The sequence below is a fragment of the Pilimelia columellifera subsp. columellifera genome, assembly GCF_039532605.1.
GTDB classification, from domain to species: domain Bacteria; phylum Actinomycetota; class Actinomycetes; order Mycobacteriales; family Micromonosporaceae; genus Pilimelia; species Pilimelia columellifera.
Map to the genome: position 1 here is coordinate 16411 of NZ_BAAARY010000010.1, position 24040 is coordinate 40450.

Below are 24040 nucleotides of genomic sequence, written 5' to 3' on the forward strand. Positions count from 1 at the left end.
CGCTAGTGCCGCCGCCGGTGCGCGGGCGCGTTACGCGCGGGTCAGATGCCGCGCCCGCGCCGGTGCAGCGCCGTCACGACCCGTTCGACCGGCACTCCGGCGATCGCCGCGACCGCGATCGCCGCTCGGGGCTCCCGCCAGCGCCGCCCGACCGCCCGGCGGGTCCAACGCCAGGCGGCCCGGCGGTCGCCGGCGGCCGCGCACCAGCAGGCGAGCTGCCCGTAGACGCGGGCCGCCCCGGGTCGGCTCGCCGCGATCTCGGGGTGCCGGTCCAGCATCCAGCGCAGTGATGCGATCTTGCTCTGGTACTCGTAGGCGAACTGGGACGTGCGACCCCAGAGCACCCGGACCAGCGGCGCGTCCAGATGCGCGATCGGGGCCCGGCGGGCGGCGCGCAGCAGCAGGTCCCAGTCCTCGTTCTGGCCGCCGGGTGCGTCCTCGGCGACTGGGCCGATCGCGCCGCCGGACAGCATGGCCGCGCGCCGCAGCAGCAGGGTCGAGGAGTGCAGCATCGCCATCCGGGACCGGCTGAGGTCCGCCACGGTCACCGTGTCCGTCCCGGCGAGCCGGGTGATCACCGCGTCGCGGAACTCGACCTCGATCGCGCAGGATGCCACCAGGGCGTCCGGCCGGGTCGACAGCATGGCGACCTGACGACTGAGCTTGTCGGGGGTCCAGACGTCGTCGTCGTCGCAGAACGCCACCAGGTCGGTGTCCAGGGCGGCGATGCCGGTGTTGCGGGCGCCGGCCAGGCCGGGCGTGCGCGAGTTGCCGAGGACCAGGGTGGGCAGCGCTCCGGCGGCGGCGCTGTGGTCGGGCGTCGACTGGTCGTGGACGACGACCACCCGCACCGGACCGACGTAGTCCTGGGCGCCGATGGCGGCCAGCGTCCGGCGTAGCAGCTCGGGCCGGTCCCGGGTCGGCACCACGACGCCGACGGTCGGGACGCTCACCGGGATGGCTCCGGGGCCGTCGGCACGGCTGGCGCCCGCGACCCGTCGGTCGGCGTCGGCGCAGCGGCCTCCAGCGCGTCGACCGGCGCTGAAGCGGTGTTCCGGACCTGGTAGCCGTAGCGGCGCAGCAGCGGCGCGCAGAGCGCTGCCACCAGTCGACGCTGGGCCGGCGGCAGGTCGGTGCGCCAGGCGTCGTCCAGGCGCAGCGGCAGCCGCCCGGTCTGGAACCGCATCGGGTTGCCGGCGGCGGTGTGGCCGACCCCGACATCGACGTGCTCCTCGCTGAGGAAGTCCAGCGCGTCGGGGGCCAGCTCCAGCCCGGCGAAGGCGGCGAGGCCACGCAGCGCCCTGGCCGGGTCGGACAGGAACTCCTCGTACCGCAGCCGGGTCACCGGCACCCCACGCCGGCCCAGCAGGCCGATGGCGGTGTTGTGCGCCGTCCACAGCAGCGCCGAGCGGGTGGGCGAGTAGCGGGTCATGTCGTCGGCGTCGTCGGACTCAGGCCGGCTGACGGTCTTGGTCCACGAGTACGCGACGCCGCGGGGGTCCCGCACCAGGTGCACCACCCGCAGGTCCAGGGCGCCGGGGCGCATCCAGCGTAGGCAGTGCGCCAGCGCGCTGTGTTTGGAGGAGTCGACGATGACGCTGGCCCCGGTGACGGTCGCGGCGGCCCGGTAGACGGCCGCGTAGTAGGCGCCGTAGGCGAGCACGTCGCTGCGGCGCCGTTCGGCGAGGCGGCGCAGTGCCAGCTCGGGGATGTGCCGGGTGCGCTCGACCGATTCGCGTAGCTCCAGCACCCGGGACACGTCGAGCTGGGCCCAGCCGCCGAACGCCTCGTGCCCGACGGCCGACCAGAAGTCGCACCTGGAGAAGCGCTCCCCGCAGCCGCAGCGTTCGTCGTCGCGGACGTCGCGCTGCCACAGGTGGACCACCTCGCCGAGCGAGCAGACGCCGGGAAGCTCGCCGAGCGCGCGTTCCAGCAGCGTGGTGCCGCTGCGACCCAGGCCACCTAAAAAGAGGACGGTTAGCACTTTCACCGCTTTCTAATCGATTCATCCGTATAACGACAGATAGCAGACGGGGGGTCGGTCGTGTCGGAGCAGGTGACGTCGCGTCAGGTGTCGGTGGGTGACGTTCCGCTGCACCGCTACACCGAGGATCAGGTCGTCGCCGCTGTCCGGGAGGCGCTCGGACGTGACGAGGGTGGCTGGATTGTGACCCCGAACGTGGACATTCTTCGCCAGGCCCGCCGGCACCCCGCCGCCCGTCAGCACCTCGACGACGCCACCGTCGTCGTCGCCGACGGGATGCCCCTGGTCTGGGCCAGCCGGATCGCCGGCACGCCGCTGCCGGAACGGGTGTGCGGCGCCAACCTCATCTGGTCCCTGACCGCGGCCCTGGCCACCGACGGGCGCAGCGTCTACCTGCTTGGCGGCAGCCCGGACGCCGACGGCCCATCCGGGGCCGTCCGGGCTGCCGAACGGCTCCGTGCCGCCCACCCCGGCCTGCGGATCGCCGGCGCGCACAGCCCCGGCTACGGTTTCGACCAACGTCCCGACGAGCTGTCCGCCACCCTCGACGCCGTCGTCGGCGCCCGACCCGACCTGGTGCTCGTCGGCCTCGGCTTCCCCCGCCAGGAGGCGATCATCGCGATGCTGCGCCCCCGGCTGCCGGGGACCTGGTTCCTCGGCTGCGGCGCGGCGATCAACTTCGTCGCCGGCGACCGGAGCCGCGCCCCCCGCTGGATGCAGCGCGCCGGTCTGGAATGGGCGCACCGGCTGACCTCCGAACCGGGTCGGCTCGCCAGCCGGTACCTGCGCCATGACCTGCCCTACGTGTGCCGTCTACTGATCGACGCCGGTCGCCGCCGCCGTCAGCGACCCGGGCACGACGACGGCGCCGCCCGCCGCGCCACATAGAGGACGGTCACCGCATACCGGTTCAGCCACCCCAGCCGGGCGCCGAGCGCGTCCAGGGGGCGCACCGCCGCCCGCAGCCACGGCCGCCCGTACCAGCCGCGCGGGAACCACGTCACGCCCCGCCGCCGCTCGATGACGAAGCCGTGCCGGGCCAGCAACTCGCCCACCTGACTGTGGGACAGCTCGGCGAACCAGCGGTGGCCCGCCCGGCGCCGGGCCCCCAGACGCCGCAGCGAGTCCCGGTTGCCATGGTTCTCCACCACCAGCAGGCCCGCCTCTGGCCGGGGCAGCGCCGCCGCGGCGAACGCCAACGCCCGCTCCCGGACCGCCGGCTCGACGTTGAGCAGCAGCCTGAGCATCGTCACCAGCGCCGGGCCCTCAGCCGGGGCCGGCGTCGGGACGGGACCGTCGGCGGGCACTTCGTGAAGCGTCGCCAGCACCCCGTCGGCCTTCGCCCGTTCCAGCATCGGGCGCGATGTGTCGTAGCCGTGCGCCTGCCTGGTCAGCCCGTCCAGCATCGCCAGACCGCGGCCGGCGCCGCAGGCGAAGTCGTGGTGGACCGGCCGCCGGTACGGGAACTCCCGGGCCACCAGCGCCCGCAGGTACCGCCGCTGGCGGGCGCTGACGATGTCGCCGTACGAGCCCGGCGCGTAGACGACATCGGCGTACTTGTCCACCGCCGCGGCGTCCTGGAAAACCTCGGTGTAGGTCATGATCTCCCCCTGGTGATCGTGGGCCGACGGCCCAAGGTGGTCAGTTCCCGCCAGGCCAGCTGGCGGCGGAACATCCAGACGCCGGCGCCGTAGCCGAGCCCCCCGACGGCCAGCCCGGCCAACGCCCCGCCCCCGAGCGCGACCGACGCCAACGGCACGACCCCGAAGCAGCCGGCGGCCAGCGCGGCCGCGGCCCGGGTCCCGGCCCCGAACGGGTGCACCCGTACCGCCCGACGCACCTGCGCCAGCGGCGCCAGGTTGTTGACCGCGACCGCCGCGGCCAGCCCGACGGCCGCGCCGAGCGCGCCCAGACGCGGGATGAGCAGCAGACTTATCAGCACCATCACCGCCAACGCGGCGCTGACATTGATCAGGTTCCACCGGGTCCGGCCGCCCATCGCCAACACCATGTCCACGGGTCCGCAGACGGTGGCCAGCAGCATCGCCGCCGCCAGCGTCATCACCGCCGGGGCGCCGTCGCGGTAGGCGTCGCCGAACAAGCCCAGGTACGCCGGGGCGGCGACGAGGACGCTCAGGTGCAGCGGCCAGGCCAGCAGGACCAGCCACCCGGTGGCGGTCTGGAACAGGTCGCGGGCCCGGTCGGTGTCCCCGGTGGCCAGCGCCTCCGCCAGCCGCGGCTGCACAGCCTGGCTGATGCCCTGGTTGGCCAGCTGTCCGACGGCCAGGAACCGGCTGGCGACCGCGTACCCGGCGGCGGCGGCCAGCCCGCCGAGGGCGGCCACCAGCAGGACGTCCACCCGCTGCAACGCCAGCTGGAGCACCGAGGCCACCGCGCGAGGTCCGGCGAACCGCCAGAACCGCCGGCGCAGCCGCGCCGTCTGCGTCTGGTCGGGCGGCGGCGCTGTCGGGTTGGCGATCGCGCTGGTGTGGACGCGTCGGAGCTGACGTCCGGCCAGCACCGCCACCGGCAGGTACGGCACAGCCCAGGCCAGCGCCAACACCCATGGCGCCGGCCCGCCCGCGGCCCACCAGAGCCCGACGACCGCGCCGACGGCCAGCAGTTGCAGCCCGGGCCGCAGCAGCCGGTCCAGCATGATCGTCGGACGGACCGCCCGGTACCCGCGCGCGGTGGCCAGCAGGGCCTCGGTGAGCACGGCCGCTGGCAGCAGCGGCGCCAACGCCCGCAGCGCGTCGGCCGTCGCCGGCCGACCGTCGTGATCGGCGAAGACCGCGGCGATCGGGTCAGCGGCCAGCAGCAGCAGCCCGCCGAGCGCCACCGAAGCCACCGCGACCGGGACGAGCCCGATCCGCAGGCACGGTCCGAGCAGACCGTGCTGCCCCTCGGCGCGCAACCGGGCCGGCCAGTAGACCAGGCTGGTCGGCGCCCCTAGCCGGGCCACCCCGGCGACGAGCGTGAAAGCGGCGACCGTCGCGAAGAACGTCCCCGCCGCCGTCACCTCGCTCCGCGAGGCCACCAACCAGGTGACCCCGACCCCCGCGGCGGCAGCCACCCCCGCCCCCACCAGACTGGCCCCCCCAGCCCGCCCAACAACCCCCCGCTCACCGCCACCCTTCGAGCATTGATCATGACTTGTGCGGGCCTGGGAGGGCATTTCTGGCCCGCACGAGTCATGGTCACCGGCGGGCAGGGGTGGGGCTAGTGGGCGCGCCACAGCGGCGGGCGGCCGAGCCAGGCGGCCAGGCGGGCGTCGTGGGGGGCGTAGTGGGCGGAGAGTTCGGCGCGCAGGATGCGGTCCAACGGGGCGGGCCTGGGCCGGGCGTTGTGGCGGGCGAACGGGGGCCGGTCCAGCCGCGGCAGCCGCAGGAACGCCAGCACCTCGTCGTAGACGTCCCCCGGGGCGCTGAAGAAACGTTCGCTCTCCACGACCAGGATCTGTTCGCGGCCCAGCGCCCCGGCGAGGCGTTCCAGGTGCGTCGCGTACTCACCGCGCCCCCGGTAGGCGTGGTGCTGGTGACTGAAACCGTGGTAGGTCGGGTCGGCGATGAGCCGCTCCTCCTCGCCTGCCAGGCGGGTCGGTTCCAGCTCCAACGCGCGGGCGAACGACGCCTCCGGCTCGAAACGGCGGGCCAGCTCGTGCGCGTGCTGCGAGTACGCCCGTTCGACCGGGTCCCGCACCAGCACCACGGCGCGCACGTCTGGCAGGTCCGCGCCGATCCGGCCGGCCGCCAGCGGGTGGTACAGGTAGTACGGGCTGGACTCGAACGTCTGCGCGGCCATCCCGTACCGGTCCCGGGACCGTTCTGCCGCCCTCACCGTCGGGAAGTGCGCCCGGTACCAGTCGATGCCCCGGTGGTAGTTGAGGTCGAAGTAGTGCACGCCCTTGTGCAGCACCGCCTTGCGGACCACCGGGTGCGCGGCCAGCGCCCGGTACAGCGAGGTGGTGCCGCAGCGTTGCCCTCCGCAGATGAGGAAAGACGGCAGCAGCCGCCCCTTGGCGGTGAGCAGCCCGTACGCGCGGGAGCCGATGTGGGCGAGCCGCTTGACCGGGCTCGGCACCGCGGTGGCGTCGATCAACGTTCCTCCATGTGTTCGATGAGCACCGGCAGCAGCCAGCGACCGAGCACGCCGAGCCGGGCGCCGGCCTCCGCCTGCCGGTCGGCCAGGTACCGGGTGGCCAGGTGGGTCAGGTACAGCAGCGCGGTGATGGGCCGCCCGTCGGCGGGGACGTCGAAGGCGCCGAGCAGCCGGTCGGCGCCGCGCAGCGTCCGGGTGACGGCGGCGCCGGCGTCCGAGGTGGTCTCGATGCGGCGTTGCAGCTCGTGGTGCAGGGCGTCGTAGCCGAGCGGGACGCCGGCCCGGTACCGCTCCCAGTCCCACACCAGGACGGTGTCGGACAGCGGCGCCATGTTCCACGGCGCCCAGTCGCCGTGCCAGGCCCCGTAGCGCAGAATCCTGTCGCCCTGCCTGGCGACGAGCCGGTCGACGGCGGCGGCCAGGGTGGCGCCGTCCGGTTGGTCGGTGACGCCGGCGAGCCGGCCACGCAGGTCCCGCCAGTACGGGCTGTCGCCGACCGCCCCCATCGCGGACGGGCCGGCGACGGCGACCTCGCGCATCGCCTTGTGGAGCCGGTCGTCGTTGAGCGGGGCGCGCGGCTGCCACACCGGCAGCGCGGACTGTACGACGATGTCGTGGCCGCGCCACTGGCCGGTGTGCAGCAGCTGCGGGGCGTCGACCCGGGTGAGCCGGGCGTCCCGCAGCGCGGTGAGCGCCGCCGCCTCGTGCCGGACCAGGGCGCGGGTGAGTGGCCCGGTGCCGAGCTTGGCGAAGGCGAACGTCTCGCCGCCCGGGGTGAGTAGTTGCAGCACCGGTTTGCGGTTGGCCCGGGCGGGACCGATGTGGACGCTGACGTGCAGGTCGCGATCGAGCGCGGCGCGCAGGTAACCGTCGATGGTGTCGGCGGGGTCACCGCTGACCCGCACCCGGTCTGGCAGCAGCACCCGGGACGCCCCGGTGCGCAGCGCGGCCACGACCGCGCCGCGTTTGAGGCGGGCCAGCGTCGAGCGTGGCTCGGCGTACCGGCGCACCGCGCCGACGGCGACCCGCTGGGACGCCAACGGCACCAGCAGCCGGGGTCGGCGCCGGTCGGGCACCAGCGCGTAGTCGGCGACGGCCGGGTCGCCGCCGGTGCGGTCGGCGCGCGCGGTCGGATACAGCACCCCGAGCACCTCTTCCAGGTACGCGGCCCGGCGGTCGCTGTCCCCGGCGGTCAACCCGGCCGGCGCGGTCCTCACTGGACTCATCTGTTCTCCCCCTGACTGTTGTGCCGCCACAGCAGCGCGTAGCCGATCATGGTCAGCATCAGGGGGGTGACCAGCGAGTTGTACCAGAGCGCGGCGACCAGGGAGCCGACGATGACGGCCCCGCCGGCGATCCCGACCGGGCTGTGGTCGCGGCGGAACCGCCACAGCGCGTAGCCGAAGAACCCCAGGTATGCCACCGTGCCGACGGCGCCGTGCGCGTACAGGAGCTGCCACAGCTGCCCGTTGCCGCCGATGGTGAAGTTGCCGCAGCGCGGGCAGTCCCGGGTCTCTCCGATGGTGATGGAGTGCCGTCCGCCGAGGGTGGTGCGGGTGGAGCCGTAGCCGACCACCGGTGACCCGGCCATCCCGTCCACGGCCAGCTGGGACAGGTACGCCCGGACGCCGTTGGACTTACCGGTGTCGACCCTGGTCTGCACGACCGTCCCGAGCGGGGTGAGCGCCAGCGCCAGGGTCGCCGCCGCGGCGGCCGCGCCGACCGCGGCCAGCGCCGCGAGGCGTCCGATGAGGGCCAGCCGCATGGCGGCGTACCCGGCGCCCACCGCCAGCCCGACCCACAGGCCCCGGTTGAGCGAGAACACCACCGGGACGGTCGCCGCGGCCAGCACGAGCAGCCCGAACGCCCGTACTCCGCGTCCTCGGGCGCGGTCGGTGACGATGAGCGCCAACCACGGCACGAGCAGGCAGACGTTGTTGCCCCAGGTGTTGGTGTACCCCCAGGGGGCGGCCGGGCGGGACTGGGCGCCGGCCCCGACGTCCATGATCTGCGCCGAGTAGGGGTGGACGAGCGACTGGACGAACCCGTCGTTACGGACCCGTCTGGGCAGCACCAGCTCGAACGGCGAGGTGAACTCGAACCCGCCGGCCAGCAGCCCGAGGAACCCGCCGGCCACGGTGACCGCGAACAGCCAGGCCAGCAGGTTGACGACCCGTCGCTGGGGCAGCTCGGCGCGGGTGAGGTTGCCCGCGTACAGCAGCACCGCGGTCGCCGCCAGGTACTGGGCGAGCCGGAACCCGGCCCCGACGATCCGGTCGGTCGGCCCGGCGGCCACGACGCCGACGGGGTCGAGGTCCAGGACGGCCAGTCCCGCGACGACGGTGGCGAGGAAGACCAGCCACAGCGGGAAGCCCGGCGGCAGCCGCAGTGCGCGTCCACGGTGGTGGGCGCGGACCAGCAGCACGGCCATTGCCGCGGCGGCGAGGCTGAAGACGAGCGCCCCGAGCCCCAACGCCCACCACAGTGGAAACAGCGCCAGCGGCAGCGTCACCGGCCAGCTGGACAGCCGCGTCGACGGGGCTGTGCCGCCGGTCTGGTCGGCGAGCGCGGCGCCGGCGCTGGGGGTCCGGGTCATCGTCCCTCGGGCGCGGCGCCGACGAGTTGCGGCTCCCGGGTGGGCTTCGGCACCGCGGGGCGCGTCGCCGGCACGGTCACCGCGCCGCGGGCGGCGGCGGCCGGCGTGACGACGACCCCGAGCGTCGGGACGCCGACCCGGGCCAGTTGCAGCCGGGCGTCGGCGAGCTGCCGGCGTCGGGTGTGCCGCAGCGGTGTCACGATGATCGCGGCGTCGGCGAGCGCGGCGACGGCCTGGGCGTGCGCGTCGGTGACGGCGGCCCCGGCGTCGACGATGAGGTGTCCGTCGCGCCTGCGTAGCTCGGTCAGCGCCGCCCGGATCTCGGCGACGCCTGGCCGGACGTCGGTGGCGCCGCCGGTGATGAGGAGCGGCCCGGCGGCGGTGGCCCGTGGGGCGGCGCCGACCGGGTCGCCGGCCAGTTCTACCAGCCCTGGCGCGGTGGGCAGGTCGAAGCCGGCGCAGGTGGCCCTGTCGGCGTCCGGCCCGGCGGCGCTGACCAGCAGCGCCGGCTCGCCGGCCTGACTGAGCGCCACGGCCAGGTTCGCCGCGACGACCGTGCTGGCGCCGCCGGCGGCCGCGCCGATGACGGCGATCACCTGCGGTCGTCCGCCGACAGCGGCCATGACCTCGTTGCGGACCCGGTCGTACCCCACGGCGGCGCCCTGCCGGCCGGCGCCCGGGCTGGCCAGCACCGGGATGTCAGCACGGGCGAGGTCCTCGACCCGGCGCAGCGTGTCGCTGGCGCGTTCCCGCGCCGTGGCCGCCACGAGGCCGCCGACCAGCCCGAGCAGCGCGCCGGAGGCGAGGTAGAGAGCCAGGTCCGGGGAGGTCGGCGCGGCGGGTCGCAGCGGGCCGGCGATCACCCAGCCGACGCGTTCATTGCCGGTGGTGAGCTGGTTATGCCGTTCGGAGAGCCGGTTGAGCTGGCTGATGAGCGACTGGCGTTGACTGTCCAGCTGCGGACGTTGCGGGCTGGTGGCTCTGAGCGCGGCGAGCCGCCGGTTCACCGAGGTGAGGACGACGTCGAGCTGTTTGATCCGGGCGGCCAGCACCTCGGTGCGGCTGGCGCGCAGCTCCTGGGCGACCTGTGACCGGTTGGTGAGGTAGGCGTCGGCGAGCGCCCGCGCCCGCAGCTGCGCGCCCCGGTCGGTGGCGCCGCTGGCGGTGATCCGCAGGATGGCGGTGTTCGCCGGGACCTCGACGGTGACGCCCCGGGCCAGGTCGGCGACGCCGGTCCCGGCGGCTTGGGCCGCCGCGGTGAGCACCGCGTCGGAGCGGACGATCTGGGCCTCGGTGTCGAGGTTGACGGCGTTCTGGGTGCGCCCCCCGGCGACGTTGGTGTCCTGGCCGGCCGGCTGGACGAGCACCGCCGTCGTGGCCTGGTAGCTGGGCTCGACGGCCATCGCCACCGCCTGGGCGCCGGCAATTCCGGCGGCGGTGAGCAGCGCCAGCAGCCACCACTGCCGGCGTAGCACCCCGAGGTAGTCCGGCACGGTGGTCGCGGGTGTCGCTGACATCGGTCGGCCCTTCGACGAGCGGGACGCCGCCGACGGTCAGGGCGGCGTTATCCACCGATATGGTGGATTCAATACTCGTGAAGTAAACACCGATATGCTGAGTTCAGTAGAGATTTGGGCGGTTTACCACCTGAATGTGAGTGGCTTCCGGATTAAGCGGGTTCGATCCAACCCTCGTCGGTGAGGTGCTCCAGCACCCGACCGACCGCCTCGTCCACCGTCAGCGCGCCGGTGTCCAACGTCAGCTCGGCATCGGCTGGCGCCTCATACGGGTCGTCGATGCCGGTCATGCCGCTGAGCTGCCCCGCCCGCGCCCGCGCGTACAGGCCCTTGCGGTCCCGGCGCTCGCACACCTCCAACGGCGTCGACATCCACACCAGGACGAACCCGGCGCCCGCCTCGGCGGCCATCCGGCGCGCGGTGGCCCGCCCCTGCGCGTACGGGGCGATCGGACAGCAGATGGCCAGTCCCCGGTGCCGACCCACCTCGGCGGCGACCCAGCCGATCCGGCGGATGTTGAGATCCCGGTCGGCTTTGCTGAAGCTCAGGCCGGCCGACAGCTCCCGGCGCACCACGTCCCCGTCGAGCAGGGTGACGGTGCGGGCGCCGCTCTCGCGCAGCGAGTCGGCCACACTGCGCGCCACTGTGGATTTGCCCGACCCGGACAGCCCGGTGAAGAACAGCACCAACCCTCGACGGCGGCGGGGCGGCCGGGCCTGAGCCAGCTCCTTGGCCACCGCCGGCGGGGTGTGCCACTCCGGCAGCGGGAAGCCCCGTTCGAGTAGATCGTTGATCTCCGCCTGCCGCATCGGCAGGCGGCGGGCGCCGGCCGGGATCTCGTCCCGGGAGCGCCACTGCCCGTCCCGCTTGTCGTAGGCCAGCTCCCGTGGCACCAGCACCCGCGGCCCGCCGCCCGAGACGATCGTCTCGCCGGTGGAGAGCAGGTGCGTCACCCCGTACGCCTGGGCCACCCGGGCCCGCCTCAGCGCGGTGCTGATCTCGTTGCCACGCAGGCTCAGCGGGATCGCCACCACGGTCGCCTTCGGCAGGCGGTCTCCGGCGGCCAGCACGGTGCGCATGAGCACCTCGGGCGCCAACCCGTCCGGGCCGGGACCATGCACCGGCACGAAGACCAGCACATGCGCCGACAGGGTGCGCGCGGCGTGCGTGATCTGGGCCAGCTGGGGCCGGTGCAGCGGCCGGTCGGCGACAACCCCGAGCACCCGGCCTGCCGGCAGCGACCGACGGACCTCCTGCGGGGTCAACCGGAGCCGGGCGAAGGTGTGCCGTCCGCCGTCGCCGAGCCGGCGCAGCGGGCCGCCGGCGCCGACCATCCCCTGGGACGTCGGCCATGAATCGGTGACCTCCAGCGCCGCCACGGGCGCGCCCTCGGGGTCGGTGAGAACGACGAGGCGCTTACCGCCCAGCCGTTCGACGGTAGCCGCCGGAAGCTCCAGGGTGACCGGCGCCGGCCACGGGGTGCCGTCGGCGAGCTGGCCGCGGCTGGCCACCGCGTCGAGATCGGCCCGGGTGAGAAACCCGCCGAGCGGGGCGTACGCTCCCGACAGCATCAGCTCCAGGTCCGCCAGCTCCGTCTCGCGTGGCGTGTACGACGGAGCATCCCGCAGCACGTCCTCCGGCAGCGTCGCGCCGTCCATCGCCCCTCCCATGCCGCGCACCTCCCAGACGTCCTGCGTCGGCCGCACCCAGTCTGTCAGCAGGGCCCGCGCTGGTCGAGATGAGGACAACTTTGCCATCTTATGTACAGTTTCACCATGTTCCGCGCCTGGCGCCTTCGCGCCACCGCCACATTCGGCCGGCTCAGTCGGCGACATCGGACGGTCGCGCTCGCCACGACTGGCGCGCTCGCCCTCGGCGCGGCCGTCTGGGCGCTTAACCCGCCAGAGGACCGCCGCCGCCCCCACCGCGGCGCCCCGGCCGTCCAGGAAGGGACCGGGCCCGGGCCCACCCACACCCCCGACAGCGCCACCGGATTCGGTCTCGCCCCCACCACCCGCGCCCCCCGCCCCAGTCCTACCGCCCCGCCCGCGGCCAACCACTGCCAGGTCGGGTTGAAGCTCGTCCCCAGCTGCGGAGTGCTCTGGGGCGTCGCCCCCGGCGCGCACACCCCCGAGCGCGGGCCGGCGGCGCTCGCCGCGTTCGAACGGCGCACCGGACGCGTCCAGGATCTCTACCACGGCTACCATCGCGGGCAACACGAGATGTTCCCCACCCCGGCTGAGCTGGCCATCGCCCGCGGACCCCGGGTGCTGTTCCTCAACTGGAAACCCACCGGCGCCAGCTGGGCACGTATCGCCCGCGGCCACCGGCCCACCGACGACTACCTGGACCGACTCTCCCGCCACCTGCGCGCCCACCACCGCGCCCAGATGTTCTTCACCGTCCACCACGAGCCCGAGGACGACGTCAGACCCCGCCGTGGCTCCGGATACACCGCCCGCGACTACGCCGCGATGTACCGGCACGTCATCAACCGGCTCCGGGCCCGGGGCGTCGACAACCTCGTCACCGTCCTCGTGCACATGGCCTACCCGAGGCTGACCAGCATGCACTGGTTCGGCGACCTGTACCCCGGCGACGACGTCGTCGACTGGATCGGCTTCGACGCGTACGCCTACAGCACCCCCGGCTACGGCTACGGCGACTTCGCCGAGCTGGTCAACCGGCGCTCCACCCGCACCGGCTGGCCCGGTTTCTACACCTGGGCCAGCATCCGCCACCCCGAGAAACCGCTCATGGTCGCCGAGTGGGGAGTGTGGCACTCGAAGGCCAACGCCTCACACCAGGCGGCGCTGTTCCGCAGCGTCGCCGCGCAGATCTCCCGGTTCCCGAAGATCAAGGCGTTGGTCTACTTCGACACCCCGTCCGACCAACGCGGACGCGACTCCCGGGTAGAGCGCACCACGATCGGCCTCGACGCCTTCCGCGACCTGGGCAACCATCCCGCCTTCACCGTCAGACTGACCAGCTGATCCCGCCCGCAAGCCACCGGACGCCGCGCGCGACGGTCAGCCGGTGTTGCGGAGACCCGCGGCGATGCCGTTGACGGTGGTCAGCAGCGCCCGCTCCAGCGCCTCGCCGCGCTGGCCCGCCCGGTGACGGCGCAACAGGGCCACCTGGAGGTGGTGCAGCGGCTCCAGGTACGAGTCGCGGACCGTCAGCGTCCGTCGCAGCCCAGGTTGGCCCTCCAGGAGCGTCGTCTGGCCGGTCACCGCGAGCACCTGGGCGACGGTCCGGTCGTGCTCGGCGCGCACCAGCGCGAACACCCCGTGCAGCTCCGGCGGCGCCAGCGCGTCGACGTACCGCCGGGCGATCGCCAGGTCCGTCTTGGCCAGCGTCATCTCCACGTTGGACAGGAACGTGCGGAAGAAGCGCCACCGCCGGTGCATCTGGGTCAGCGTCTCGCCCAGCCCGGCCCCGCGTGCCGCCTCCAGGCCCGCGCCCACCCCGAACCAGCCGGGCACGATCTGCCGGGACTGGGTCCAGCCGAACACCCACGGGATCGCCCGCAACCCGGCCAGACCGGCGTCAGCGTCGGGTCGTCTCGCCGGCCGGGACCCGATGTTGAGCGCGCCGAGCAGCGACGTCGGGGTGCAGGCCCAGAAGTAGTCGGCCAGGTCCGGCCGGGCCACCAGCTCCTGGTACGCGGCGAACGCCGCGTCGCCGACGACGTCCATCGCGGCCTCGTAGCGGGCCAGCTGCTGCGGGGCGACGGTCGGCTCGGTGTGCAGCACGGTCGCCTCGACGGCGGCGGCGACGGTCAGCTCCAGGTTCTCCCGGGCCAACGTCGGCAGGGTGTACTTGTCGGAGATCACCTCGCCCTGCTCGGTCACCTTGATCGCGCCGTCGAGGGTGCCGTGCGGCTGGGCCAGGATCGCCTCGTGCGTCGGGCCGCCGCCCCGTCCGATGGTGCCGCCCCGGCCGTGGAACAGCCGCAGCGTCACCCCGTGCCGGGCGGCGGTGTCCCGCAACGCCCGCTGCGCCTTGTGGATCCGCCACTGCGACGCGGCGATACCCGCCTCCTTGTTGGAGTCCGAGTAGCCGAGCATCACCTCCTGCACGTCGCCCCGGGCGGCCACGATGGTCCGGTACGCCGGCAGCGCGAGCAACTCGTCGAGCAGCTCGCCGCCAGCGTCCAGCTCCGCGGCGGACTCCAGCAGCGGCACGATCCCGATCGACGCCCGTCCGCCGGGCACGTCCAGCAATCCCGCCTCGCGGGCCAGCACCGCCGCGGCCAGCACGTCGTCGACGCCCCGGGTCATCGACACGATGTACGACTCGATCACCTCGGGCCCGAACCGTCGCTGGGCCGCAGCGATCGTCTCGAAGACGGCGACGGTGCGCGCCGGCTCCGGCGGCAGCGTCAGATCCGACCCCCACAGCGGCCGGCGGCCGGCCAGCTCGGCCGCCAGCAGCGCCACGCGGCGCTCGCGGCTCAGCGTGGCGTAGTCCTCGACCTCGCCCAGCTCGGCGTAGCGCAGCGCCAGCACCTGGTGGTGGGCGTCGGCGTGCTCGCGGACGTCCAGGGTCGCCAGACCCAGACCGCACGCGGCCACGGTGCGGATCGCGTCGGTGACGGGGCCGGCGGCGTTCAGCTCGCCGTGGCAGGCGGTCAACGAGTCCCGCACCAGCTCCAGGTCTGACAGCAGCCCGACCACGCCCAGATAGTCGCGCCCCGGCTCGTGCGGGGAGTCGGCGGCCAGCCGGCGTCTGGTGTTCGCCAGCTTCGCCGCCACGCAGCGCAGCTTCAGCCGGTACGGCTCGGCGCCGTTGATGCGCCGCTGACGCTCCCCGACCTCGGGCAACGCCGCGAGGTCGGCGGCCAGGCTGGCGTTCAGCCCGCCGCTGGGCGGCCGGAGCTGGGCGGAGATCGACAACTCCCTGACCAGTCCCTCGACAGTCGCCTCGGCGGCCTGGATGCCGTACTCGTGCTGCAACAACAGGACCTGGGTGGTGACCTCCGGGGTGACGAACGGATTGCCGTCGCGGTCCCCGCCGATCCAGCTGCCGAACGTCAGCGGTCGGTTCAGCGTCGCCGCGTCGACGCCCAGCCGGCCGAGGGCGTCGGCGAGGTCCCGGAGCACCGTGCCGACCGCGCCGCCCGCGAGGTCACGCAGGTAGTAGACGGCGTTGCGGGCCTCGTCGGTGGGCTCGGGGCGGTGGATCCGCAGCTCGTCGGTCTGCCAGAGCGCCTCGACCAGCTCGGCCAGCCGGCGGTCGGTCGATTCGTCCCCCTTGGCATCCCGACCGAGGAGGGCCGCGTCGGCGGCTTCGGCGTCGAGGGTGTCGGCGACGGCCCGTAGCTTGGTGAGAATCGAGCGCCGGGCGGCCTCGGTGGGGTGGGCGGTGAACACCGGACGGACGGCCAGCCGGGCCGCCGCCGCGGCGATCTGCTCAGGCGGGACAGCCCGCCCGGCGATCCGGTCGGCGGTCTGCTCCAACCAGCCGCCGCTGTCGAGTCGTTGCCGACGCAGTTCCCGGGCCCGGTGCGCCTGCTCGGTGACGTTCGCCAGATGGAAGTACGCGGCGAAGGCCCTACCGAGTCGGGTCGACTCGTCGTCGCTGAGACCGCCGAGCAGCTCGGCTGCCTGATCATGGTCGCTGCGGACCAGCAGCCGCACCCGCTCCACGAGGTCGAGCAGCGGTTGGCCCTCCTGGCGTGCCAGCGTCTGCCCCAGCAGGGCGCCGAGCCGTCGGATATCGGCGCGTAGCGCCGCGTCATCGTCGCGCATGCCACCCACCGTGCCACGGAACTGGCCCGCGTGGGCGCCTCCCGCCACCCAACCTCCCGAGCTGATCCTTTTCGCGGCGGCGGCCCCCGCCGGCCGGTTGCCGACGGCGCCCTCGCTGGGTGAGAAGGCGCGGCGCCGCTGCGCGTGGAGGATGGATAGACCCTCTAAATCGTTCATATCACTGCAATCAGACCGGCAATCGGCGGCACGATTCGGGTACACGCCATATCTCGGGCGATTTACACGCGTTACTGAACAGGGGTCCACTTTCCGAAGTGGATCTTCGCTGTCGACTGCGGCGTCACGGGTGGTCACCGGATCGGGGTGCTCTTTAACCGGAACGGCGACCTCTTCCGGTGGAACTTCCATCCAGGAGGTGCCGGGGGACCACTCCGGCTTCCGCTGTCGCCGTGTCGGGTGTTAACTAGTACGGGCCGTAAAGCGGACATTTTGTGCCATACAGTGGCACTCTGCGCCATGCGTTGTCGCGTCCGAGCCTGCGGTGAGCGCCTGAGTCGCATCAAACCGGCCATGTCTGCCAAGACTTCCGGCTGCGCATAAGGGCCGATTTGTCAGCTCATGTCCTTTGTAGAAAGGCTGCGCCTATGTCCAGCGGTACGCCAACCCGTCAGCGCGTCGCGTTCGGCCACCCGCTGGCCGACCGCCAGCGGGTGGTGGTGGTGGGCCAGGGCTACGTCGGGCTGCCCGCCGCCCGCGCCGCGGTCGACGCCGGGCACGCCGTCGTCGGTTACGACATCGACACCGCGAAGATCGCCGCGCTGCGGGCCGGACAATCGCCGATCGACGACCTCACCGACGCCGACATCGCGTCCATGCTCGCCTCCGGCCGGTACCAGCCGACCGCCGACCCGGCCGACCTCGCCGGATTCCAGGTCGCGCTGGTCACGGTGCCCACTCCGCTACGCGAGGGCCACCCCGATCTCGGGGCTGTCATCGCCGCCGCCTCGGTCCTGGCCGAGCACGTCACGCCCAGCGCGCTCGTCGTGCTGGAATCGACCGTGGCGCCCGGCACCACCGACGGCGAGTTCCGGGCCACCCTGGAACGCAACGCGGCCGGCTGCACCGTCGACAATGGTCAGCTGCTCGTCGGTTTCTCCCCGGAACGCATCGACCCCGGCAACACCCGCTGGCACTTCGCGAACACGCCGAAGCTCGTCGCCGGCGCCGACGGGGCCAGCCGGGCCGCCGTCCGACAGTTCTACTCGACGATCTGCGACACCGTGGTGACCTGCCCGTCCCCGGCCACCGCCGAGATGGCGAAACTGCTGGAGAACACGTACCGGCACGTCAACATCGCCCTGGTCAACGAGCTGGGGCGGCATGCGCACGAGCTGGGCGTGTCCATCTGGGACGTGCTCGACGCCGCCGCCACCAAGCCCTACGGCTTCCAGCGGTTCAACCCCGGTCCGGGGGTGGGCGGCCACTGCCTGCCGGTCGACCCGGCCTACCTGTCCGACCGGATCGAGCGGAGCCTCGGCCGGCCGTTCGACTTCGTCGACCTGGCGATGCGGGTCAACGCCGCCCAACCCCGGTACGTCTTCGACCGGGTGACCGCCCTGCTCAACAACCACCGCATCGCCGTCAACGGCGCCAGCGTCCTGGTCCTGGGTCTGGCGTACAAGGCCAACAGCGGAGACACCCGCGAGACGCCCACCAACAGCCTCATCCAGCTGCTGTGCCGCAACGGCGCGTCGGTCTCGGTCTGCGACCCGCTGGTGCGGGATCTGCCGGCGCAGCTGGAGCGCGACTACCCGGGCGTCAAGCCGATCGCCCCGGCGGACGTCCTGGACGCCGCGCAGCTCGCCGACCTGTGCGTGTTGGTGACCGACCACGACGAGTTCGACTACGCGGCGATCAGCGAGGCGGCCCGTCGCGTCCTGGACACCCGCAACCGCTGCGCGACCGCCGCCCACGTGCAGAAGCTCTGAGGTCCTGCCTGTGTACCAGTTCCCCCGCCAAGGTGGCGTGGCGCCCGCCGAACGTGGCGCCGTCACCACCCCAGCCAGCTACCTGTCGCCGGCGCCGCCGCCGCCGCGCAACGGCCGCCTGTACCGCACCCAGCGGCGCGGCGTCCTGGCCGTGCTGGCGCTCGTCACCGTCGGCGCGATCTGCGCCCTCATCGCCTGGCACATCGGCATCAAGGTCTCCTACCTGCGCGGCAACCTGTTCGCCGCTGGATACACCATTGTGGTCAGCAGCTACGTCCTGAGCCGGTTCGCGCTGGCGGCCTTCTACCGCCCGCCCCGGGACGTCGGGCTGGAGCCCGCCGTCGCGATCGTGGTGCCGGCCTACAACGAGGGCGAGGCGGTCGCGCGCACCATCCACGCCTGCCGGGAGCTCGACTACCCCGGCCACAAACTGGAGATCGTCGTGGTCAACGACGGCTCCTCGGACGACACCTGGCAACAGATGATCGAGGCCGCCGGACGCTACCCGGCCGGCGCGGTGCGCTGTGTCGACCTCGGCAGCAACCAAGGCAAGCGGGCCGCGATGGCGGCCGGAATCCGGGCCACCACCGCCGAGATCCTGGTCTTCGTTGACTCCGACTCGATGCCCGCCCCGGACGCCATCCGGCGCCTGGTGCAGGGTTTCGCCGACCCGAACGTCGGGGCGATCTCCGGGCTGACGTACGTGCGCAACGCCTACGCCAACACGCTGACCCGGATGCAGGCCACCCGCTACTACATCTCGTTCCAGCTGCTCAAGAGCGCCGAGTCGGTGCTCGGCGCGGTCACCTGCTGCTCAGGTTGCTTCGCCGCATACCGACGGGAGGCCGTCGCGCCACTGCTGGAACGGTGGGAACACCAGCGGTTCCTCGGCGTCGAGTGCACCTACGGCGACGACCGTGCCCTCACCAACCGCGTCATCCGGGCCGGCTGGACCGCCAAGTACGACTCGCGGGCCGAGGCGTGGACCGATGCCCCCGACCAGTACGGCAAGTTCTTCAAGCAGCAGCTGCGGTGGAAGAAGTCCTGGAGCCGGGAGGGGCCGCTGCTGCTGGGCCACATCTGGCGCTCCCGCACCCGGGCGCTTCCGGCGGTGTTCGTGCAGACGCTGGCCGGGCTGCTCAGCCCCGTCGTCCTGCTCTACAGCCTGGTCCAGCCGCTCACCCACGGCCGCTTCCCGGTCGTCTACTTCGTCGGCCTGTACCTCATCTCCGGGGCGTACGCGTTGCTGTACCGCGCGCTGCGCGACGACGGCCTGTGGCCGTACGCGTTCCTCGGCGCCTTCTTCTACATCACGTTCTCGCCGCAGCTGCTCTGGGCCATCCTGCGTATCCGCGACGGCAAGTGGGGCACCCGCGACACGTCGAACCCGACGCCCACCCCGCCACGGCCGCGCGCCGCTGGCCGGGCCGCCGAGCCGGCGGTGGCGCGACATGCGTGAGCGTCTGCGGCTGCTGGCCGGTGGAGCCACCCGCCTGGTCACCGGCGCCCTGGCCGTGGCGACGCTCGGGGCGGCGGTGCTGGCCTGGGTGGAGCTGAGCCGACCGTTTGACCCGGAGCAGATCGCCGCCCGGATCGCCGCCACGCCGGCGCTGGACCGGGTCCCGGCGGCGGTGCAGGGAGCGGTCACCGTCCTCACTTATCACGGGGTGAGCGACCGACCGACCGAGTCCAGCGCCGTGAGCCGGCAGACCTTCGCCGAGCACCTGGCCGCGCTGCGGGCCGCCGGGTACGAGACGGTCCGCCTCGACGACATCGACGCCATGCTCAGCGGGGAGAGGGTCGACCTGCCGGATCGGGCGCTGCTGCTGACCTTCGACGGCGGTTCGCTCACCGACTGGACCACGGTGGACCCGATGCTGGCGACCTACGGCTACAGCGCGGTCGCGTTCGTGCCGACCGGACGGATCGTGCAGCCTGGCACCCCGTCGACATACCTGTCCACCCGGCAGCTGGGCCGGCTCAGGGACACCGGACGGTGGGAGTTCGGCTCCCGGAGCCACGCCCTGGACACGATGGCGCCGGTGCCGGGGAACATCCGCCCGGCGTTGACGCACCGGCTGGTCGACGACGGCGGCTGGGAGACGATCGAGCAGTGGCGGGCCCGGGTCCGGGCCGACCTGGACCGCTCCCAGCAACAGCTCAGATCGGGGGTGGGCGGACCGGCGACAGCCTTCGCCTACCCGTTCGGCGACTGGGGCCTGACCGCCAACGACCCGAAGATCCGCGCCGAGCTGTCCGACCTGCTCGCCGAGGCGGGGTTCCGGTTCGCGTTCGTCGGCGAGGGCGTCCCGACCGGGCACGTCGACGCGCTGACCGACCACTCGCCGCAGTGGCGGCTGCCCCGGATCGGGGTGCGCACGACCACCAGCGCTGAGCGGCTCATGGAAATGATCTACCGGGCGCAGCCGATCCTCCCGCCGGCGCAGCTCACCGCGCTGTCCTGGTCGCCACCGCCCGGTGAGGCGGTCCGATGCGTGTCGACCGCGGCCGGGGTGACGGTGCGGGCCGCCGGCTACTCCTTGTGCGAGGACCGGGACATCAACACTACCCGGTGGACCAACTACGACCTGGCCACCACGGTGAGCGGAGTGGACCGTAGGTGCACCGCGATCGTCGCGGTCCGCACCGGCACCGGCACCGGGCACTACGGGCGGGTCGAGATCGCGCTCGGCAACGCCAACGTGGCGATCCGGCAGCAGATCCTCAGCCAGCCCCGGGTCACCCTGGCCAGCGGCGCGGTGAAGCCGGGCGCGCGGCGGTCGTTGGACATCGTCGTCCACAACCGAACGGTGATCGTGACGGTTCCCGGCGCCAGGCCGGTCCGGGCGACGATCGACCGGCGGCTCGCCATCGGCGGGGTGGCGCTCGGGTTGGAGACGGCCCGCGACTGCTCGGTCGGCTTCGCCAGCCCGCGCATGGTCGCCTACCGCTGACGTTCCGCGGCGCCTCAGCGCCGCCACACCACCCCCCCAGAACCCCGCCGGCTGAGTGACCGGCGGCAACGGAAAGAGATCGGATGCTTCCCCCACGAGCACGACGAGTCAGCGTCCCGGTGCTGGTCGCTCTCGCCGCCGCGATGGCCCTGGTCGCCCTTCCGGCGATCACCGGCGTCGGCGTCTCGGCGGAGACCAACGGCCAGACCGTGGTGTCGCTGACGTTCGATGACGGTGTGCGCAACCACTACACCGAGGCAACCCCCATCCTGGACGAACATGGCGCCCGTGGCACGTTCTACGTCAACAGCGGCCGGATCGGGGCGACGAACTTCCTCACCCAGGAAGACCTTGAGGAGATGGACGCCACCGGTCACGAGATCGGCGGCCACACCGTCGACCACGCCGACCTGCCGACCCTTTCCCCGGACGACCAACGGCGCTCGATCTGCAACGACCGGGCGGACCTCATCGCGCGCGGCTTCCCGGTCACCAGCCTGGCGTACCCGTTCGGCGACGCCACCGCGACCACTGAGCAGATCGCGCAGGAGTGTGGTTACCACAGCGCCCGTGGCGTCGGAGGTCTGCGCACCGCCACCGCCTGCCACGGCTGTCCGTGGTCGGAGTCGGTGCCGCCGGCCAAGAAGTTCCTCACCCGGGCCACCGCGTCGGTGAAGAACACCACTACTCTCGACGACCTCAAGGCGTATGTCACCAACGCCGAGAGCAACGGCGGCGGCTGGGTCCAGTTCGTCATCCACCACGTGTGCGAGGCCGACTGTGGCGGCGTCTACACCATGAAGCCGGACCTGCTCGATGACTTCATGACGTGGTTGGCCCCGCGTGCCGACGACAACACCGTGGTCAAGACCGTTCACGAGGTCATGGGCGGCGAGGTGAAGCCAGCCGTCCCCGGCCCGCCGCTGCCGATGGCGCCGGGCAACCTGGTGCTCAACCCCTCGCTTGAGTCGTTCGGCGCCGGTTACGTGCCGAGCTGCTTCCAGCTGGGCGGCTTCGGGACGAACACGTTCTCGTGGAGCCGGACCACCGACGCGCACAGCGGCTCGTTCGCCGAGCAGCTGACGATCAACGGCTACACCAGCGGCGACCGCAAACTGGTGATCGCCCAGAACTCGGCGACCTGCGCCCCCAAGGCCACGCCGGGCACGGCGTACCGGCTGGGCGTCTGGTACAAGGGTTCCTGGGGTCCGGCCACGAGCGTGCGCCTGGTGGCCTACTACCGGGCCGGCGGCGTCTGGAAGTACTGGCGCACCGGCCCGGTGCTGCCGACCGGCGCTGGTTGGACGAAGATGCCCGACTACGTCACTCCGGCCGCCCCGGCCGGCGCGGACGCGGTCAGCTTCGGTCTGGCGATGACCGGCAACGGCACGCTCATCACCGACGACTACGCGGTCTCGGAGGCGCCATGATCCGGCGTTTCCGCCGGGGGGCGGGGCGGGCTCCGGCCCGTCCCGCCCGTCCCCGGTCGCTGCGACGCTCGCTCGCCGAGCTGGTCGCGGCCCTGGTGGCCCTGGGTGTGGCCGCGGTGCTGCTGGTCGGCCCGCTGACGTCCTCGTCGGCCAGGGAGCCCGGGGTCAACGTGCCGGTGGTGGCCACCACGACGGTCGACCCGAAGGCGTTGATCAACCGCTGCGTACGGGGCAAGATCGCGCTGACGTTCGACGACGGTCCCGGCCCGTACACGCCGGCGGTGTTGGCGGTGCTGCGGGCCTACCGGGCGCGGGCGACCTTCTTCGTGCTCGGGAACAAGGTGTCGCCGGGTCAGGACACGCTGCGGATGATGGTGGCGGATGGCCACGTGGTGGGCAACCACAGCTGGGACCACCCCCATCTGGCGGACCTGACCGCCGCGGAGATCCGTTCCCAACTGGCTGAGACCCAGAGCGCCATCACCTCGGTCGGCGTTCCCGCGCCGGCGTTGCTGCGGCCGCCGTTCGGCAGCAGCGGCCCGGTGGTGGGCTCGGTGGCCCGTTCGCTGGGCCTGCGGGTCTCGGACTGGACGTATGACAGCGAGGACTGGCGTGGCCGTCAGCCGCAGGACATCGCTGCCGCGGTGGTCCAGCACGCCCGTCCGGGCATGGTGATCCTGTTGCACGACGGAGCGGCTGACGCCACGAACACGGTGAGGGCGCTCCCGGGCATCATCGAGGGGCTGCGGGCTCGCGGGTTCTGCACCGCCGCGTTGCCGGACCCGCCACGGTGATCCACGACGATGTGGGCGGCGACCTCAGGTCGCCGCCCACATCGCTGTCCGCGCCTATCCGATCGCCGCGGCGGTCCGGACCTCGAAGTCGCGGAAGTAGAAGCGCGAGTTGTCGCCGCGCAGGCCCAGGGCGCCGGGCTGGGTGATCGGCGCGCAGCCGACGCCGTGGTCGACGGCGCTGACGACGACGTCCCCCTCCCGTTTGATCTGGATGGCGACGGAGCCGTCGGGGTTGTTGCGGGTGGTGACGCTGAAGTCCTTCCACAGGTTGCGCCGCATGGGGAAGCCGTCGACCTCCTCCGACAGTTCGTGGTAGCTGCCGCCGTTGACCCAGCCGCCCGGACACTTCTTCTTGATCACGACGCGGCCGTCGCGGCGGGCGAGGCTGGCGTAGTAGGTGTGCCGGTCGTTCTGGTATCGCAGCCACAGGTGGACGCCGTCCCACGTCTTGGCCGGCGTGGACTCGGTGGCGCCGAATCCGGCGATCGAGAGCGCCATGTTGACGGTGACGTCCCGGAAGTCGTCGCGCCGTGACGTCATCCGGAAGATCGCTGAATGGGTGCCGCCGCGCGACAGGGCGTCAGGATTATTGTCATCAATGTTTCCGCTGTAGTAGCTGTACCCGAGGGGTGTGGTCGCGGAGAACACCGAACCGCTGTTCATCGTCCAGTCGCCGGAGATCCGGGATGCGCCGAGGCGCGGATTCCAAAAGGCGAATTCGTTCGTGACCACGCCGGTGACCGGCGGGGGTGTGGGCGAGAACAGCACCAGGCCGCCAGCGGCGTCGGCTGACAAGGGCGTGGGCATGGCGACCACTCCGAGGGCGGCGGCGCTGAGCGCGGCGACGAGGGTTCGGATTTTCGTCATGTGAAACATGCGTGCCTTTCCACAATGAGGCGACGGGATGAAAGATCACAAACGGGACCTAAAGGTCGCCAAGTGGCTATTGTTCCACGAACGTGACA

At 72.9% G+C, this 24040-nt stretch carries 18 protein-coding genes; 7 read left to right on the forward strand and 11 right to left on the reverse strand.

Annotation, left to right across the window (positions count from 1 at the left end):
* Positions 1 to 41: 41 nt before the first annotated feature.
* Together ABD287_RS11880 and ABD287_RS11885 are read right to left on the reverse strand one after the other, a co-directional pair.
* On the reverse strand, positions 42 to 953 hold the full coding sequence (locus ABD287_RS11880; protein WP_344172245.1) for a glycosyltransferase: 912 nt from the start codon (positions 951 to 953) through the stop codon (positions 42 to 44).
* Positions 950 to 1990 carry a sulfotransferase gene (locus ABD287_RS11885; protein ID WP_344172247.1) on the reverse strand — a complete coding sequence of 347 codons (1041 nt, stop codon included), beginning with the start codon at positions 1988 to 1990 and terminating at the stop codon, positions 950 to 952. The genes ABD287_RS11880 and ABD287_RS11885 overlap by 4 nt, the downstream gene beginning before the upstream one ends.
* 54 nt (positions 1991 to 2044) lie before the next feature.
* Here ABD287_RS11885 and ABD287_RS11890 point away from each other — a divergent pair, with 54 nt between their 5' ends.
* Positions 2045 to 2872 carry a WecB/TagA/CpsF family glycosyltransferase gene (locus tag ABD287_RS11890; protein ID WP_344172249.1) on the forward strand — a complete coding sequence of 276 codons (828 nt, stop codon included), beginning with the start codon at positions 2045 to 2047 and terminating at the stop codon, positions 2870 to 2872.
* Here the strand turns inward: ABD287_RS11890 and ABD287_RS11895 are convergent.
* From ABD287_RS11895 to cysC, 7 genes are all read right to left on the reverse strand, one after another.
* On the reverse strand, positions 2827 to 3585 hold the full coding sequence (locus tag ABD287_RS11895) for a class I SAM-dependent methyltransferase (protein ID WP_344172250.1): 759 nt from the start codon (positions 3583 to 3585) through the stop codon (positions 2827 to 2829). The genes ABD287_RS11890 and ABD287_RS11895 overlap by 46 nt on opposite strands.
* On the reverse strand, positions 3582 to 5057 hold the full coding sequence (locus tag ABD287_RS11900; RefSeq protein WP_344172252.1) for a lipopolysaccharide biosynthesis protein: 1476 nt from the start codon (positions 5055 to 5057) through the stop codon (positions 3582 to 3584). The genes ABD287_RS11895 and ABD287_RS11900 overlap by 4 nt, the downstream gene beginning before the upstream one ends.
* A 146-nt stretch (positions 5058 to 5203) precedes the next feature.
* Positions 5204 to 6079, reverse strand: coding sequence for a sulfotransferase domain-containing protein (locus ABD287_RS11905; RefSeq protein WP_344172453.1), 876 nt, complete (start codon positions 6077 to 6079; stop codon positions 5204 to 5206).
* Entirely contained in the window at positions 6079 to 7308 is a 1230-nt protein-coding gene (locus ABD287_RS11910; protein WP_344172254.1) for a hypothetical protein, read from the reverse strand. Before ABD287_RS11910 ends, ABD287_RS11905 begins: the two co-directional genes overlap by 1 nt.
* The gene (locus ABD287_RS11915) at positions 7305 to 8678 is read right to left on the reverse strand and encodes a hypothetical protein (RefSeq protein ID WP_344172256.1); all 1374 of its coding nucleotides are present in this window, start codon (positions 8676 to 8678) and stop codon (positions 7305 to 7307) included. Before ABD287_RS11915 ends, ABD287_RS11910 begins: the two co-directional genes overlap by 4 nt.
* Positions 8675 to 10195, reverse strand: coding sequence for a Wzz/FepE/Etk N-terminal domain-containing protein (locus ABD287_RS11920; protein ID WP_344172258.1), 1521 nt, complete (start codon positions 10193 to 10195; stop codon positions 8675 to 8677). Before ABD287_RS11920 ends, ABD287_RS11915 begins: the two co-directional genes overlap by 4 nt.
* A gap of 152 nt (positions 10196 to 10347) precedes the next feature.
* Entirely contained in the window at positions 10348 to 11853 is a 1506-nt protein-coding gene (gene cysC / locus ABD287_RS11925) for an adenylyl-sulfate kinase (protein ID WP_344172455.1), read from the reverse strand.
* Between the two features lie 117 nt (positions 11854 to 11970).
* Here cysC and ABD287_RS11930 point away from each other — a divergent pair, with 117 nt between their 5' ends.
* A complete protein-coding gene (locus ABD287_RS11930) occupies positions 11971 to 13188 on the forward strand; it encodes a glycosyl hydrolase (RefSeq protein ID WP_344172260.1) in 1218 nt (405 codons plus the stop codon).
* Between the two features lie 36 nt (positions 13189 to 13224).
* Here ABD287_RS11930 and ppc read toward each other — a convergent pair whose 3' ends face one another.
* Entirely contained in the window at positions 13225 to 15948 is a 2724-nt protein-coding gene (gene ppc, locus ABD287_RS11935; RefSeq protein ID WP_344172262.1) for a phosphoenolpyruvate carboxylase, read from the reverse strand.
* 605 nt (positions 15949 to 16553) lie between these two features.
* Here ppc and ABD287_RS11940 point away from each other — a divergent pair.
* The 5 genes from ABD287_RS11940 (at position 16554) to ABD287_RS11960 (ending at position 23075) form a co-directional block, all read left to right on the forward strand.
* Complete coding sequence (locus tag ABD287_RS11940) at positions 16554 to 17897, forward strand: nucleotide sugar dehydrogenase (RefSeq protein ID WP_344172264.1); 1344 nt, start codon at positions 16554 to 16556, stop codon at positions 17895 to 17897.
* 10 nt (positions 17898 to 17907) lie between these two features.
* Complete coding sequence (locus ABD287_RS11945; RefSeq protein WP_344172266.1) at positions 17908 to 19356, forward strand: glycosyltransferase family 2 protein; 1449 nt, start codon at positions 17908 to 17910, stop codon at positions 19354 to 19356.
* Positions 19349 to 20851, forward strand: a complete 1503-nt coding sequence (locus ABD287_RS11950; RefSeq protein ID WP_344172268.1) for a polysaccharide deacetylase family protein — start codon at positions 19349 to 19351, stop codon at positions 20849 to 20851. The genes ABD287_RS11945 and ABD287_RS11950 overlap by 8 nt, the downstream gene beginning before the upstream one ends.
* Positions 20852 to 20934: 83 nt before the next feature.
* Entirely contained in the window at positions 20935 to 22281 is a 1347-nt protein-coding gene (locus ABD287_RS11955; protein WP_344172270.1) for a polysaccharide deacetylase family protein, read from the forward strand.
* Positions 22278 to 23075 (forward strand): polysaccharide deacetylase family protein, encoded by a 798-nt coding sequence (locus tag ABD287_RS11960; RefSeq protein ID WP_344172272.1) that lies wholly within the window; start codon positions 22278 to 22280, stop codon positions 23073 to 23075. Before ABD287_RS11955 ends, ABD287_RS11960 begins: the two co-directional genes overlap by 4 nt.
* Before the next feature lie 54 nt (positions 23076 to 23129).
* On the opposite strand, the gene ABD287_RS11965 is transcribed toward ABD287_RS11960, so the two are convergent.
* Positions 23130 to 23942, reverse strand: a complete 813-nt coding sequence (locus ABD287_RS11965) for a hypothetical protein (protein WP_344172274.1) — start codon at positions 23940 to 23942, stop codon at positions 23130 to 23132.
* Positions 23943 to 24040: the final 98 nt, after the last annotated feature.

What these genes read in the sequence shown, in the direction of transcription:
- ABD287_RS11895 (WP_344172250.1), bottom strand. Translation starts at nt 3,585, where the DNA reads ATGACCTACACCGAGGTTTTCCAGGACGCCGCGGCGGTGGACAAGTAC.
- ABD287_RS11940 (WP_344172264.1), top strand. Translation starts at nt 16,554, where the DNA reads ATGTCCAGCGGTACGCCAACCCGTCAGCGCGTCGCGTTCGGCCACCCG.
- ppc (WP_344172262.1), bottom strand. Translation starts at nt 15,948, where the DNA reads ATGCGCGACGATGACGCGGCGCTACGCGCCGATATCCGACGGCTCGGC.
- ABD287_RS11955 (WP_344172270.1), top strand. Translation starts at nt 20,935, where the DNA reads ATGCTTCCCCCACGAGCACGACGAGTCAGCGTCCCGGTGCTGGTCGCT.
- cysC (WP_344172455.1), bottom strand. Translation starts at nt 11,853, where the DNA reads ATGGACGGCGCGACGCTGCCGGAGGACGTGCTGCGGGATGCTCCGTCG.
- ABD287_RS11965 (WP_344172274.1), bottom strand. Translation starts at nt 23,942, where the DNA reads ATGACGAAAATCCGAACCCTCGTCGCCGCGCTCAGCGCCGCCGCCCTC.
- ABD287_RS11950 (WP_344172268.1), top strand. Translation starts at nt 19,349, where the DNA reads ATGCGTGAGCGTCTGCGGCTGCTGGCCGGTGGAGCCACCCGCCTGGTC.
- ABD287_RS11910 (WP_344172254.1), bottom strand. Translation starts at nt 7,308, where the DNA reads ATGAGTCCAGTGAGGACCGCGCCGGCCGGGTTGACCGCCGGGGACAGC.
- ABD287_RS11920 (WP_344172258.1), bottom strand. Translation starts at nt 10,195, where the DNA reads ATGTCAGCGACACCCGCGACCACCGTGCCGGACTACCTCGGGGTGCTA.
- ABD287_RS11930 (WP_344172260.1), top strand. Translation starts at nt 11,971, where the DNA reads ATGTTCCGCGCCTGGCGCCTTCGCGCCACCGCCACATTCGGCCGGCTC.
- ABD287_RS11960 (WP_344172272.1), top strand. Translation starts at nt 22,278, where the DNA reads ATGATCCGGCGTTTCCGCCGGGGGGCGGGGCGGGCTCCGGCCCGTCCC.
- ABD287_RS11915 (WP_344172256.1), bottom strand. Translation starts at nt 8,678, where the DNA reads ATGACCCGGACCCCCAGCGCCGGCGCCGCGCTCGCCGACCAGACCGGC.